The following is a 13,580-nucleotide window of genomic DNA, read 5'->3' as shown; positions in this document are numbered from 1 at the left end:
ATCACTCCACCGTCACCGACTTGGCGAGATTGCGCGGCTGGTCGACGTCCGTGCCCTTGGCCACCGCGACATGGTAGGCGAGCAGTTGTACCGGCACCGCATAAACGAGCGGCGCGATCAGCGGGTGCACCTTGGGCATTTCGATGGTGGCCATGCAGCCCTCACGGGCTTGGTCCAACCCTTCGGCATCGCTGATCAGGACGATCTTGCCGCCACGGGCGCGGACCTCCTGCATGTTGCTGACCGTCTTCTCGAACAAGGGTCCGGAAGGCGCAATCACGATGACCGGAACATGATCGTCGATAAGGGCGATGGGACCGTGCTTCATCTCTCCCGCCGCATAACCTTCGGCATGGATGTAGCTGATTTCCTTGAGCTTCAGCGCACCTTCCAGTGCCATCGGATAATCGGGGCCGCGGCCGAGATAGAGCACGTCGCGGGCCGGGGCGACGAGATGCGCCATGGCCGCAATCTCCTCGTCATGGCCAAGCGCGGCATTGAGCGCGGCCGGCGCTTCCTGAAGATGGCTTACGATCTCCCGCTCCTGCTCTCGCGTCAGACGGCCCTTGGCGGCGGCGAGGTTGGCGGCGAGTGCGGCAAGCACCGCCAGCTGACAGGTGAAGGCCTTTGTCGAGGCGACGCCGATTTCCGGCCCGGCGTGGGTCGGAAGGAGCAGGTCCGCCTCACGCGCCATGGAGCTGGTCGGCACGTTGACGACGACGGCGATCCGCTGCTGCTCGGCCCGCGCGTGGCGCAGGGCCGCTAACGTGTCGGCAGTCTCCCCCGACTGGCTGATGAAAAGCGCCAGCCCGCCCGGTTCAAGCACCGGCTGGCGGTAGCGGAACTCGGACGCGACATCGATGTCGACCGGCACGCGCGCGAACTGCTCGAACCAATATTTGGCGACCATGCCGGCGTAGAAGCTGGTGCCGCAGGCGACGATGGTGACGCGGTTGACCTCGGCCAGGTCGAGGCCAGCGTCGGGCAGCGCCACTTCCCCTTCGAACGGCCTGACGTAGCTCTGGAGCGTCTGGGCAACCACCAAAGGCTGCTCATGAATCTCCTTGAGCATATAGTGGCGGTAATTGCCTTTCTCGATCGGCGCCGACGAAGCGCCGGAGGTGACGATCGCGCGCTCCACCGGATTGTTGCCCCGGTCGTAGATCTGCACGCTTTCCCGCCGCGCCACGACCCAATCACCTTCGTCGAGGTAAGCGATTTGCTGGGTTAGCGGCGCCAGCGCCAGCGCGTCGGAGCCGAGGTAATTCTCGCCCTTGCCGAAGCCGACGGTCAGCGGAGCCCCCATCCGCGCGCCTATGATGAGGTCGGGATCATCCTGGAACAGGAAGGCGATGGCGAAGGCGCCGTGGAGGCGCGGCAGCACCGTCGCAACCGCGTCCTGCGGGGAAGCGCCGCGCTCGACCTCGCGGGCGACGAGATGCGCGACGACTTCGCTGTCGGTTTCGCTGAGGAACGTGCGCCCGTCGGCAATCAGCTCGTCCCGGAGCGGCTTGAAGTTCTCGATGATGCCATTGTGCACCAGCGCTACGCGCCCGGCGATGTGGGGGTGGGCGTTATCGACGGTCGGTGGGCCATGGGTCGCCCAGCGGGTATGGGCAATGCCGACCTCGCCTCCGAGCGGATGTGCGCCCAGCTCCGCCGCGAGGTTCTCCAGCTTGCCCTCCGCCCGCCGACGATCCAGCTCACCATCGACGATCGTGCAAATACCGGCGCTGTCGTAGCCGCGATATTCGAGCCGCTTCAGGCCGTCGAACAGCCGCTGCGCCACGTCCGACCGGCCGACAATTCCGACAATTCCGCACATTTATTCGGCCGCTTTCCTGGTCATCTTGGAACGGAACCGCGCGGCCCAGCCCGCGATGCCCTTCTGCTCACCGCGCGCCACCGCAAGGCTGTCCGGCTCCACATCCCGGGTGATCACCGAACCGGCGCCGACGATGGCGCCATCCCCTACGGTCACCGGCGCAACGAGTGCGCTGTTCGAGCCGATGAAAGCGCCGGCGCCGATTACCGTCTTATACTTGCCGAACCCATCGTAATTGCAGGTGATGGTACCCGCACCGATGTTTGCGGCCTCCCCGACCTCGGCGTCGCCAACGTAGGTCAGGTGATTGACCTTGGCACCTTTGGCGACGACCGCATTCTTGATTTCGACGAAGTTGCCGACCTTGGTCTTCTCGCCGAGATCGGCGCCGGGTCGGAGGCGGGCGAATGGGCCGATGCTGGCGCAAGCGCCGATGGTCGCGCCCTCGATATGGCTGAACGCGTGGATGGTCGCACCGTCGGCGACTTCTACGCCCGGGCCGAAGACCACATGGGGTTCCACCGTCACGTCGCGCCCGAGCTTCGTGTCGTAAGCGAACCAGACGCTTTCCGGGTCGATCAAGGTGGCGCCCTCGTCCAGTGCCTGCTCCCGGCGGCGGCGTTGCCACTCCAGTTCAAGGTGCGCGAGCTCCGCACGGCTGTTCACCCCCGCAGTCTCATAGGGGTCGCCCGTGATCACCACCGCTTGCCGTCCCTCACCGGCAGCGATGTTGACGATGTCCGGTAAGTAATATTCACCCGCCGCATTGGCGTTGCCCACCTGCCCGAGCCAGCGGAACAGGTCCGCGCACCGCACCGCCAGCATGCCACTATTGCAAAGCCGAACGGCGCGCTCCTCATCGGACGCATCCTTGAATTCGACCATTTTCACGATGCGGTCGCCATTGGCGATAATCCGCCCATAGGCCGCAGGGTCATTCTGCACGGCGCCAAGCACCACGACGCCGGGTGCGTCCGGAGCGTCGAGCCGCTCGAGCATCCTGGCGAGCGTCGCCGACTCTACGAACGGCGTATCACCATAAAGAACCAGCACGGCGCCTTCATATCTGCCGAGCGCTTCGGCCGCCTGCTGAACGGCGTGTCCGGTGCCCTTCTGCTCTTCCTGAACGGCAAAGCGGACCTCTCGTCCGGCCAGGGCCGACTGCACCTGTTCCCGTCCTTTGCCAAGCACGACCACGGTCCGCGCCGGCGACAGACTATCCACGCTTCCTAGCAAGTGGAGAAGCATTGCCCGTCCGGCGATGGGATGAAGCACCTTGTGCGTATCGGACCGCATCCGGGTCCCCTGCCCCGCCGCCAGAACCACCGCCGCGAAATCATGTGTTTTCGTCATTTCGGCGCAAGCAATGGCATGGGGCTGCGGCCGGCGCCAGTCGCGAACACCTGGTTCCAACGAAAGAATAGCGGAGCAAAAAGAAAGGGCGGCTCCCGAAGGAACCGCCCCTGCTGGTTCAAGAGCTGGAAGCTTAGAAGTTTCCGTACTGCTCGTTACCGACGAAGCCCATCTTCTCGACCTTGGCGAACTTCGTGACCGCCAACACTTCGTCGACCAGACCATATGGTGCGTTCGGCTCCGGTTGAAGATGCAGTTCGGGCAAGGGCGTCAGCTGCTGCGAAGCATCGAGATACTGACGCAGCTGCTGCTGGTCCACTGGCGTGCCGTTCCAGAGGATCGACCCATTCGCCAAGATGACGATCTTGTTCTTGACCGGATCGACCGGCGGCGGGGGCGTGTTGCTATTCTGCGGCAGGTCCAACTTCACGGCATGAGACTGCGGCGGAATGGTCGTGATGATCATGATCAGGAGCACCAACATGACGTCGATAAGCGGCGTCGTGTTGATCTCCATGACTGGTTCGCCCTCGTTGTTCGAACCGGTTGTCTGCATCGCCATGGCGATAAGCTCCTATTAATTGCCGCCGGTGGGTTCGGAGATGAACCCGACCCGCGCGAAGCCTGCACGCTGCATCGTGTAGACGGCGCCGCCGATGCACTTGTACGGCGAATTCTTGTCTCCACGGATGTGGGCTTCCGGCATGTTCTCCTCGGTGAGCTTATCAACGCCGCCAACGGCCTTGATCTGATCCTCGAGATGCTTGACGGCCCGCTCGGTCAGCTCCTTGCTGCCCATTTTCCTCACGCCCTGCCAATAGACGCCGCAAGTTCCGTCCGGCTCTCCGCGAACGGAAAGATTGACGTTTTCCTTTTTCGTCTCGGTGACCTCGTAGCTGGTCGTGGGCAGCTGAATCGGAACCGACTGCAGCACGACCGGGACGGTGATGAGGAAGATGATCAGGAGCACCAGCATGACGTCGACGAGCGGCGTCGTGTTGATGTCCGACATCGGGACGTCGTCGCCTTCCTCTTTGCCTACGCTCATTGCCATAAAGAATTACGTCCTTGATCTGGCCTGCTGGGTCCGGACCGGGCGAACCCGGTCCGGATGAGGCTTTAAGTTACGCAGTCGCCTTGGGCGCCGTGGTGCCGGCAGCGGGCTTGGCTGCGGCAGCAGCCGGGGCCGGGCCACCGAGGCGCGGCTTGACCTTGCCACCCGACGACATGAAGCCGTTGAGGTCGTTCGTGAAGGCCGCGAGGTCCTCCAGGATCGACTTGTTGCGGCGGATCAGCCAGTTGTAGGCGAGCACGGCCGGAACGGCCACGATCAGGCCGAGTGCGGTCATGATCAGCGCTTCGCCGACCGGGCCTGCGACGGTGGTGATCGAAGCGTCGCCCTTGGCGCTGATGTTGATCAGCGCGCGCATGATGCCGACGACGGTACCGAACAGACCGATGAACGGGGCGGTCGAACCGACGGTCGCGAGGAAGGCCAGGCCTTCGCCGAGACGGGCGCCGATCGAGCCCTGGCTGCGCGCCAGGCTGTTGGCGACCCAGTCGTGCCGGTCGATCGGATCGTCCAGCTTGTCATGCTGCTCCTGAGCGAGAAGCGCGTCGTCGACGATCGCGCGGTAGGCCGAGCGCTGCTCGAGCTTGCCGGCGGATTCACGAAGGTTCGGAGCATTCCAGAAGCTGGAACGCACCTTGCGGCCCTGGCTGATGATCTTCTGCTGCTGCATCAGCTTGGTGAAGAGGATGTAGAAGGTGCCGATCGACATGATCACGAGGATCGCGAAGGTCGCCTGCGAAATGATGCCGCCCTCGCGAAGGGCGTTCTCTAGGCCGAAAGGATTTTCGCCGGTTGGAGCTGCCATGATGTGTTGTTCCCTCTAAAAAGCTTTGATTTCTTTGATGGCGATTGCGGGCCGTCTAGCCCGCGAGGCGCCACGTGATCCGCTGCGACACGGTGCCGGACGTCGGGTTGCCGCTCGAATCCTGCGCCGGTGTGAACCGGGCGCGAGACTGAAGAATCCGACAAGTCGTGCTGTCCAAAGTTCTGGACCCGCTCGACGCCGCGACGCTGCACCCGGACACGCGTCCGTTCGGACCGACGGTCAGCGACACGGTAACCGTGCCCTGCTCATCGCGATCGATGGCGCTTTCCGGATAGTCCGTGTCGCGGATCAGGCCCTGAAGGTTGCCGACGACGCTCTTCGGCTGCAGCTGCCGCGGAGGCGGCGGCGGAGCCGGAGGTGCTGGCGGCGCAGGGGTTGCACGCGGCGTGATCGGAACCACTGGCGGCGGATTGGGAGTCGCCTGAACGGGCGATTCCTGCACCGGCGTACGAACCAAGGGCGGCGGCGCAGCCACGGGTGGCGGCGGCGTTTCTTGCGGGGTTTCCTCGGGGGGCGGCGGCTCCTCCTCAGGGGGCGGCGGCTCTTCCTCCACGTCAAAGGTCTTTAGATCTTCCGCCGCCTTCTTGACGACGTTGTATGCAAGACCGGTCACGAGCGCATATCCGAGTACGGCATGAATCAGCGCAACGACGATGATTGCCGCCGTCCGGTTGCTGCTCATCTGCTTGCGATTAGCGTAAGACATTAAGCGGCACTTCTCCCCTCGACAGTCCGCCGGGATGGCGGTTTCAGACCGGGCATCTCGGACGCACGCCTCAATCTGGCCACCGATGTATCAACATATCATCGGCAACAGCGCGCCTCCTTATAGCTGCCTCAAAGGCCGTGCAATGGGTTTTGTTCCAGCGGCGGAAACTATGACGGTTTAACGTCATCGTACCGCAGTCGATCACGAGCGGGCGAAGGACGCGATCTCCACCCCGACACCGCGCGCATCGGGATAGATATCGGGCTTGGCGGTTGCCACACGGATGGCACGCACCCCGGCAAGCGCCGCAAATCGCTCGTAAATCGCGTGCGCCAGCGTTTCCTGAAGATTGTACCGTCGGCTCCCGGCAAGGTTTCGAACCTCCGAGCGGAGGTAATCATAGTCGAGTGCATTTGCAGGCTCGTCCCCGTCCGGGACAAGAACCTGGTCGAGCCAGATCTCCACCGTGACGAGCAGGCGCTGCGGCGTCCCTATCTCGAAATCGTGAAAGCCGATGTCCGTCTGCACCTCAAGCGAATCGAGAAGGATGCTCGCGCTTTTCACCTTGAGATGGTCGGGGACCATGCCGCTCAACCGAGCTTCGTCGTTCATTCACCCTCCAGAAATTGGACGTCGCGGTCCTGCCGCAGAAAATGGTGGCCGCCGTCGACGGTCAGGATCTGGCCGGTCACCGTCGCTGCATCGAGAAGGTATCGAAGGGCAGAAACGACATCCGCCGGCTCAACCCCCCGGCTCAACGGATTAGCCGCGTGCATCTTGCGGAAATTCTCCGCCGTCTGCCCTGGAGATTGCAGCATCAGCGCCGGTGCGATGGCGTTCACCCGCATCCCTTGCGCGGCCAGCGCCTGCGCGAGCAGCCCGGTTGCGGCAGCCAGCCCCTGTTTGGACAAGGTGTAGCTCAGAAAATCCGGATTGGGCGCCGCAACCTTGGAGTCGAGGATGTTGACGATCAACCCGTCACCGTCACGATGCCGCCGAGCAAAGGCCGACGCAAGCAACAGCGGCGCGCGCAGGTTCACGGCCATATGGTCGTCGAACTCTTGCGGATTGAACCCTTCGGCGCTGTCGAAAACGAAGCGCGAGGCGTTGTTGACCAGCAAGCGCACCGCCGGAAGCTCCGCAGCCGCCCGGAAGATGGTCTCGGCGCACTCGTAATCGCTCAGCTCTGCGGTGGCTCGTACCGCACCTTCCGGAACTGGATCGTCTTCCGACCGGACGTGAGCAACTACCTGCCAGCCCTCGGCGAGCAAAGCGCGGGCGATCTCGGCCCCGACGCGCTTGCTCGCTCCTGTCACAATGGCGGTGCGCGGCTCGTCCCTCATCGAGGATTGCAGTGACGGACGGCGCTTCCGCACGCAAGGCCGCATTGCATGGCAGAGCGGCGCCTGACAGAGGGGCCCGGATGCCAGAACTCCACGCCCCCATCGAGCTTCAGGGGATCGACCTCCATGGCTTGCAGCGCCTGCTGGACAGCCGCCAGCTGCCGCCGATCGAGCGCTGGAACCCTCCGCATTGCGGCCACAGCGGGATGCGGATCGCCGCCGATGGGACCTGGCTGCACGATGGTGAGCCAATCCGGCGGCCCGCGATGGTCCGGCTTTTCTCAAGCATTCTCCGCCGGGAGCCGGATGGCACCCATGTGCTCGTCACGCCGGTGGAGAAGCTGTCCATCGATATCGAGCGAACCGCATTCCGCGCCGTCGACATGCAGGTCGAAGGCGATGGCGAGCTGCGGCGGATCGCCTTTGCGCTCGACCATGGCGATCCAGTGCTGCTCGGCGCCGACCATCCGTTGGTGGTGCGCGACGGAGTCGGCGGACTTTCGCCGAGGATCAAGGTCCGGCATGGTCTGGAAGCCGAACTCAGCCGCCCGGTCTACTACGAACTGGCGGAGCTTGCGCTGGCGGATGGTTCAGATGGCGTCTGGAGCGAGGGCATCTTTTTCCCGCTCGACCCCGACAGATGACCTTGCTCGAGCGGCTTCAACAGGCGGCGACAAGGGACCGGCCGCAGGGGATTGCCAACGGCGACTGGGATGAGCAGTCGCTTGCTGAACCCGTGGCGGCGGCCGTCCTGGTCGGGGTCACGGACCGGCCCGAGCCGGGGCTCTTGCTGACCGTCCGTCGGCCGGACATGCGGCGGCACCCCGGTCAGATCGCCTTTCCGGGCGGGCGTGCCGAGCCTGACGAAACGCCCATCCAAACAGCGTTGCGGGAAGCGGAGGAGGAGATCGGTCTTCCGCAGGCAGCGTCGCGCGTGGCGGGAACACTGGATCCCTACACGACCATCACCGGCTACCAGGTCACCCCCGTACTGGCCCTTGTGCCACCCGACCTTCCGCTCTCACCTCACGAAGCCGAAGTGTCGGATCTGTTCGAAGCGCCCCTTCCCTATCTCCTCGATCGTACCAACCACGTTCGGCAGCATATGCTGGTTGATGGACGCGAGCGCGCTTATACCGAGATCGTGTGGGAAGGGCGGCGGATCTGGGGCGCGACGGCAGCAATGATCGTCAATCTGTCGAGACGGCTGCAATGGCCGTGAAGCTCGATGTCCGGCGCTGGGCGGCCCGCCCAGGGATTTCGCGACTTTTGGACGCCTTGGGCGCAGCGGACGGCGCAACCCGCTACGTCGGCGGAGCGGTTCGCGACGGATTGCTCGATCTTCCGGTGAGCGATCTCGACCTTGCCACAAGGTTCCCGCCGGACGAGGTGCAGCGACGATTGGGAAGCGCCGGGATCAAGGCGGTACCCACCGGGATCGCGCACGGGACCGTGACCGCCGTGAGCGACGGTCAGGTCGCGGAGATCACGACCTTGCGCCGCGACTTGTCGACGGACGGACGTCGAGCAACGGTGGCCTTCACCGACGACTGGACGGAAGACGCGGGGCGGCGCGACTTCACCATCAATGCGCTGTCGGCAGATCCTGTCTCCGGGGAGGTCTTCGACTATTTCGGAGGCCTAGAGGACCTTCGGGAACGGCGCGTGCGGTTTATCGGCGACCCGCTGCAGCGCATCGCCGAAGACCATTTGCGCATCATGCGCTTCTTCCGCTTTCACGCCCGCTTCGGCGTTGGTACTCCCGACCCGGAAGCTTTCCAGGCCTGTGTCGCCCGCGCCAACGATCTGATGGCGTTGTCGAGAGAGCGGATCGCGGACGAGTTGCTGAAGCTTTTGGCCCTGCCGGATCCCACCGCAACGATCGCATTGATGGTGTCCAGCGGTGTGCTGGCGCCAGTGCTGCCGGAAATTGGACCCGACGCCGTCGGCTGCTTGTCGGCGCTCATCCGCGACGAGCAGGCCGCCCACATTCCGCCCGATGCTTTTCGCCGCCTCGCCGCCTTGCTACCCCGTGATCCTCCGACGTCCGAGAAGCTGGCGGCGCGTCTCAAATTGTCGAACAAGGCACGCAAACGTCTCGCTGCCGCGGCAGACTTGAAGGCACCCGACGATCCGAAAGCCCGCGCCTACCGGTTGGGGCAGGAAGGCGCGGTGGACAGCCTGCTGCTGGACCGCCGCCCTGCCGATGCCGCTGCGATCGCGAATTGGGAAGTGCCCTCGCTTCCGATCCGCGGCGGGCAACTTGTCGACCGGGGAATCGCTCAGGGACCGGAGGTTGCGCGCCGCCTGCGCCAGATCGAAGATCGCTGGGTTGCTGCAGGCTTTCCAACCGGCGCTGCGTTGGAGCGCCTGGTGGACGAGGTGTTGGGCTAGAGCCCCGCCTCCACGGCGATCCGTATCGCTTCTGCCGTGGTCTGCACGCCGAGCCGCTCCAACAACAAGGCGCGGTGCATCTTCACCGTCTTCTCGGCAATCCCGAGCTCATAGGCGATTTGCTTGTTGAGCAGGCCTTTCGCCATGCCGGCGAGCACTTCCCGCTGCCGAGTCGCAAGACCCACCACCTTCGCGTGGGACCGGGCCCGCCGCGTGGTGAACAACGTATCGTGAGAAGGGCCGAGATCGACCTGCGAGCCCATGAAATACTCAAGCTCGCCGTCGTCGTTGTAGAGCGGAGTGATCATCACGCCGTTGCGGAAGCCCTGGCCATCCCGCCGATAATTCAGAATGTCCACGAGCACCGAACGCCGGTCGCGGACCGCCGATCGGATCTGCTCCGTCACCCACGGTTCCGTGTCAGCTCCTGCAAGGAAGCGGCAATTGCGGCCGATTACTTCTGACTCGCCGTAACCGGTCAGGTCATAGAATGCCTGGTTCGCGACTTCGATGGGATTATCCGGCCTTCTCGGATTGGTGATAACGGTCGCGATCGGGCTCACGCCCACGCAATCAACGACACGCTCCCCAGAGTCTTCAGGCATTGAGCGACCTCTAGCACGGAGTTCCGCTAGGACAAAAGACCGGATCGACAACCGGCGCTGTCGCTGTTTTCGCATCTTGCCGCTTACCACTTGCGGCGGCTCGGCGCGCACTGGTAACGAGCGCACTCCTTATTAAGGCGCTGATATCAATGCCCAGATTGACGACCGATACGCCAGTTCTCGGCGCCGCACTCGACGCATGCAGGCGGCACTTCCTGTACGCCTTTCTGTTCAGCGCCCTGCTCAACCTGCTCTTCATCGTTCCGATGCTCTACATGCTGCAGGTGTACGATCGCGTGATCCCTACGGCAGGCGGCGGAACCCTTTTCTTCCTGACTCTGGTCCTTCTCTTCGCGCTGTCCACGCTCGCACTGCTTGATCTTACCCGGTCGCGCCTGCTCGTTCGGGCAAGCATTCGGCTTGATCGCCTGCTGTCCGCCGCCATCATGAACTCGACGCTTTCGCGACCCGATCTCAGCGGTCAGCGCTTGTCGAAGCAGGCGCTGCGGGAGTTCGACACGCTTCGGCAAGTGCTGACGGGGCCGGCCATTTTGGCGCTGTTCGACGCCCCCTGGGCCCCCGTTTACGTGGTTATCGGCTTCCTCATCCACCCGTGGCTTGGCGTTCTCGCCCTCATCGGTGCCGGGTTGAGCGTCTACCTCGCCTGGCGGACGGAACGCTCGACCAGCGAGCGCCTGCAGCAGGCGAACGAGGCGGCGGGCAGGGTCTATAGCGGCTACGATTTCACCGTTGCAGCGGCAGAGACGGTACGCGCCCTGGGCCTCCGCCGTGCGCTTGTCGCGGACCATGAGCAGCACCGCATACGCATGATGGAGCTGCAGACGGAGGCCAGCCTTCAGTCCAGCCGCCTGACTGCCATTTCGAAATTTCTTCGGCTGGCACTGCAATCTCTTGCGCTCGGGCTCGGGGCCCTCCTCGCCATCGACGCGAAGATCAGCGCGGGGGCGGTGTTCGCCGCCAGCTTCATCGTCGGCCGGGCGCTTGCGCCGATTGACCAGCTCGTCGGCAGCTGGCGCTACCTCGTCCAGGCACGGGGCGCCTATGCAACGCTCCGCAGCCTTTTCACCGAAACGGGGCCCGATGTCGCGCTGACGCGGCTGCCGCCGCCGCAAGGCAAGCTCGACGTCGAAGGCCTGACCGTTGCCGACGGAAACCGCCGGGTCATCATCGGCGGCATCGGCTTTTCGGTTGACGCCGGGGAGATGGTCGCGATCATCGGCCCCAGCGGCGCCGGCAAGTCGACCCTGGTGCGAGCCCTTGCGGGAGCGACTGTGCCAAGTGCCGGGATCATCCGCTACGATGGAGCCGACCAACGCAACTGGGATCCGGAGCGTCTTGCCGAACATGTCGGCTATCTGCCCCAGGAGCCCTCGCTCTTTGCCGGGAGCATCAAGGAGAATATCGCCAGGTTCAGTGACCGGTTGGGCGGCGACCCTGCGCGTATCGACGAGGATGCGGTGGCGGCTGCAAAGGCGGCGGGCGCGCATGAGCTGATCTTGAAGCTTCCGGGCGGCTATGATGGCCAATTGGGTCTTGGCGGCCGCGGTCTGTCGGCTGGCCAGGCGCAGCGGATCGCCCTGGCCCGAGCCCTTTTCGGCGATCCGAGATATCTGATCCTCGACGAGCCTAACTCAAATCTCGACGCCGAGGGCGATCAACAGTTGGTCACTACGCTTGCCGCGCTCAAGAAGTCGGGCAAGACCATTCTCATCGTCGCTCATCGCATGAGCGTTCTGCCGATCGTCGACAAATTGCTCGTGCTTCAGGACGGCCGTGTGAAGATGTTCGGGGCCCGCGAGGAAGTGTTGCGCCAGATCATGCCGCCGCAGCCCGGTGGAACGCGCATCGTCGCGGGCGGAAAGGCCAATTCATGACCGAGATCGTCGCCAACGCTTCCGACTTCGACCTTACCCTTCCCGCCGGTGAGCCCGCCGTGACGCCGATCCAGGATGATCCCCGCACCGAGATCCGGTTCGGGCTCATCATCGCTGCCATTTTCTTCATCGGCTTCCTTGGATGGGCAGCCTTCGCACCATTGGACGCGGCGGCGTTCGCGCCGGGACGACTGGTTGTCTCCGGACAGCGTCAAACCGTCCAGCACCGTGAGGGCGGGGTTATCTCCGAAATCCTCGTGAAGGAGGGCTCTCGGGTATTGCGCGGGCAAGTCCTTGTCCGCTTGGCCGGAGCCGACGTCAGGGCTCAGGAGCGTGCACTGTCGGCCCAGGCGATCGGCCTTCTTGCCCAGCGTGCCCGGCTGGTCGCGGAGCAGACTGGGCAGCGCGGAATCACCCCGCCGCCCGAGTTCGCGAGCCTGCCGCCGGAAGACCGGCCCGCGGCCGCGGAAGCCCTTCGCATCCAGCAAAATCAGATGCGGACCCGGGCGGCTGTGCTCGGCGCTCAGCGTGGAGCGCTGGGCGAACGAAGCGGCCAAGCCGTCACCTCCGGACAGGGGTACGGCAAGCAACTTGTCGCCATCACCGAGCAGCTTCGCCTGATCGAGGAAGAGATTTCGGGCATGCGCGAAGCGGCCGAGAAAGGGTTTGTTTCGATGAACCGGCTGCGTGCACTCGAGCGGGCGAAAGCCGATCTCGAGGGGCAACGGGGGCAGATTTCCGCGACGATCCAGCAGACCCGCGGGCAGGCGAGCGAAACCCAGCTTCAATCGCTGGAGGCCCAGAGTAACTACTACGAACGGATCGCCAGCGAGCTTCGTGAGGTCAACGTCAACCTGAACGACGTCCTGCCCAAGCTCGCGGCCGCGCGCGACCAGCTGGCGCGGATCGAAATCCGGGCGCCGTCCGAAGGGACCGTCGTCGGCTTGACGGTCTTCACGCCTGGTGGTGTCATCCAGCCTGGGCAGAAGCTGATGGATATCGTGCCCGATCAGGTTCCGCTGACGATCGAAGCCCGCTTGTCGCTGGGCGACGGCGACGATGTTCGTCCGGGCCATCGGGCGATGGTTCGCTTCGACACATTGCATGAGCGCTCCTTGCCAGCGCTCCAGGGCAAGGTGACCCGAGTGTCGGCGGACGCTCTTACCGACGAAAAGTCGGGAACGTCCTTCTACACGGCGGAAGTGAACGTTCCGCTCGACGAGCTGAAGAAGGTCGCGGACCTCCGGGGCGACGACGCTTTGCGGGCAGGCATTCCGGTGTCGGTGACCATTCCGATCCGGAAGCGCACGGCGCTACAATATGCGCTGGAGCCGCTGACAAGCTCGTTCCGCCGGTCCTTCCATGAAAACTGATCTGCCGGGTTTCGGGCCGTATCGGAGGTAATCGCAACTTCCGGTCAAGCGTCGCCGGCTACACGAAACCTGTTCGCGCAAACCCCACTTGCGCTGACAATAAGCGACGAGCCTCTTTCGATCGCACGTTCCATCGGGCCCGCCGGAACCCCACTCCGGCGGGCCCTCTTTTCACCTGACGATCG

At 64.2% G+C, this 13,580-nt stretch carries 14 protein-coding genes; 5 read left to right on the top strand and 9 right to left on the bottom strand.

Annotation, left to right across the window (positions count from 1 at the left end):
- Window position 1: 1 nt before the first annotated feature.
- The 8 genes from glmS to G7077_RS11835 form a co-directional block, all read right to left on the bottom strand.
- Window positions 2-1,825: a glutamine--fructose-6-phosphate transaminase (isomerizing) gene (gene glmS / locus G7077_RS11870; RefSeq protein ID WP_166411889.1), complete on the bottom strand. Its 1,824-nt coding sequence runs from the start codon at window positions 1,823-1,825 to the stop codon at window positions 2-4.
- Window positions 1,826-3,178, bottom strand: coding sequence for a bifunctional UDP-N-acetylglucosamine diphosphorylase/glucosamine-1-phosphate N-acetyltransferase GlmU (glmU, locus tag G7077_RS11865; protein WP_166411888.1), 1,353 nt, complete (start codon window positions 3,176-3,178; stop codon window positions 1,826-1,828).
- Window positions 3,179-3,311: 133 nt separating this feature from the next.
- Window positions 3,312-3,734, bottom strand: a complete 423-nt coding sequence (locus G7077_RS11860; RefSeq protein ID WP_425505327.1) for an ExbD/TolR family protein — start codon at window positions 3,732-3,734, stop codon at window positions 3,312-3,314.
- Between the two features lie 21 nt (window positions 3,735-3,755).
- Window positions 3,756-4,232: an ExbD/TolR family protein gene (locus G7077_RS11855; protein ID WP_166411886.1), complete on the bottom strand. Its 477-nt coding sequence runs from the start codon at window positions 4,230-4,232 to the stop codon at window positions 3,756-3,758.
- 70 nt (window positions 4,233-4,302) lie between these two features.
- Complete coding sequence (locus G7077_RS11850; RefSeq protein WP_166411885.1) at window positions 4,303-5,055, bottom strand: MotA/TolQ/ExbB proton channel family protein; 753 nt, start codon at window positions 5,053-5,055, stop codon at window positions 4,303-4,305.
- Window positions 5,056-5,110: 55 nt separating this feature from the next.
- Window positions 5,111-5,758, bottom strand: coding sequence for an energy transducer TonB (locus G7077_RS11845; protein WP_343039997.1), 648 nt, complete (start codon window positions 5,756-5,758; stop codon window positions 5,111-5,113).
- A 228-nt stretch (window positions 5,759-5,986) separates the two neighbouring features.
- A complete protein-coding gene (locus G7077_RS11840) occupies window positions 5,987-6,397 on the bottom strand; it encodes a dihydroneopterin aldolase (RefSeq protein WP_166411883.1) in 411 nt (136 codons plus the stop codon).
- Window positions 6,394-7,128 carry an SDR family oxidoreductase gene (locus tag G7077_RS11835; RefSeq protein ID WP_166411882.1) on the bottom strand — a complete coding sequence of 245 codons (735 nt, stop codon included), beginning with the start codon at window positions 7,126-7,128 and terminating at the stop codon, window positions 6,394-6,396. The genes G7077_RS11840 and G7077_RS11835 overlap by 4 nt, the downstream gene beginning before the upstream one ends.
- 80 nt (window positions 7,129-7,208) lie before the next feature.
- On the opposite strand from G7077_RS11835, the gene G7077_RS11830 reads away from it, so the two are divergent.
- The 3 genes from G7077_RS11830 to G7077_RS11820 are packed head-to-tail and all read left to right on the top strand — an operon-like array spanning window position 7,209 to window position 9,522.
- Window positions 7,209-7,772, top strand: coding sequence for a DUF1285 domain-containing protein (locus G7077_RS11830; RefSeq protein WP_166411881.1), 564 nt, complete (start codon window positions 7,209-7,211; stop codon window positions 7,770-7,772).
- Window positions 7,769-8,350, top strand: a complete 582-nt coding sequence (locus G7077_RS11825; RefSeq protein ID WP_166411880.1) for a CoA pyrophosphatase — start codon at window positions 7,769-7,771, stop codon at window positions 8,348-8,350. Before G7077_RS11830 ends, G7077_RS11825 begins: the two co-directional genes overlap by 4 nt.
- Window positions 8,341-9,522, top strand: a complete 1,182-nt coding sequence (locus G7077_RS11820) for a CCA tRNA nucleotidyltransferase (protein WP_166411879.1) — start codon at window positions 8,341-8,343, stop codon at window positions 9,520-9,522. Before G7077_RS11825 ends, G7077_RS11820 begins: the two co-directional genes overlap by 10 nt.
- On the opposite strand, the gene G7077_RS11815 is transcribed toward G7077_RS11820, so the two are convergent.
- Window positions 9,519-10,127, bottom strand: coding sequence for a LuxR C-terminal-related transcriptional regulator (locus G7077_RS11815; RefSeq protein ID WP_166411878.1), 609 nt, complete (start codon window positions 10,125-10,127; stop codon window positions 9,519-9,521). The genes G7077_RS11820 and G7077_RS11815 overlap by 4 nt on opposite strands.
- Window positions 10,128-10,276: 149 nt before the next feature.
- On the opposite strand from G7077_RS11815, the gene G7077_RS11810 reads away from it, so the two are divergent.
- Together G7077_RS11810 and G7077_RS11805 are read left to right on the top strand one after the other, a co-directional pair.
- Window positions 10,277-12,022 (top strand): type I secretion system permease/ATPase, encoded by a 1,746-nt coding sequence (locus G7077_RS11810; protein ID WP_166411877.1) that lies wholly within the window; start codon window positions 10,277-10,279, stop codon window positions 12,020-12,022.
- Window positions 12,019-13,395 carry an HlyD family type I secretion periplasmic adaptor subunit gene (locus tag G7077_RS11805; RefSeq protein WP_166411876.1) on the top strand — a complete coding sequence of 459 codons (1,377 nt, stop codon included), beginning with the start codon at window positions 12,019-12,021 and terminating at the stop codon, window positions 13,393-13,395. The genes G7077_RS11810 and G7077_RS11805 overlap by 4 nt, the downstream gene beginning before the upstream one ends.
- Window positions 13,396-13,580 lie beyond the last annotated feature (185 nt).

This window comes from Sphingomonas piscis, from assembly GCF_011300455.1.
Taxonomy (GTDB): Bacteria; Pseudomonadota; Alphaproteobacteria; order Sphingomonadales; family Sphingomonadaceae; genus Sphingomicrobium; species Sphingomicrobium piscis.
Note: the sequence above shows the minus strand (reverse complement) of the source record. Positions and strands in the feature narration are given on the sequence as shown.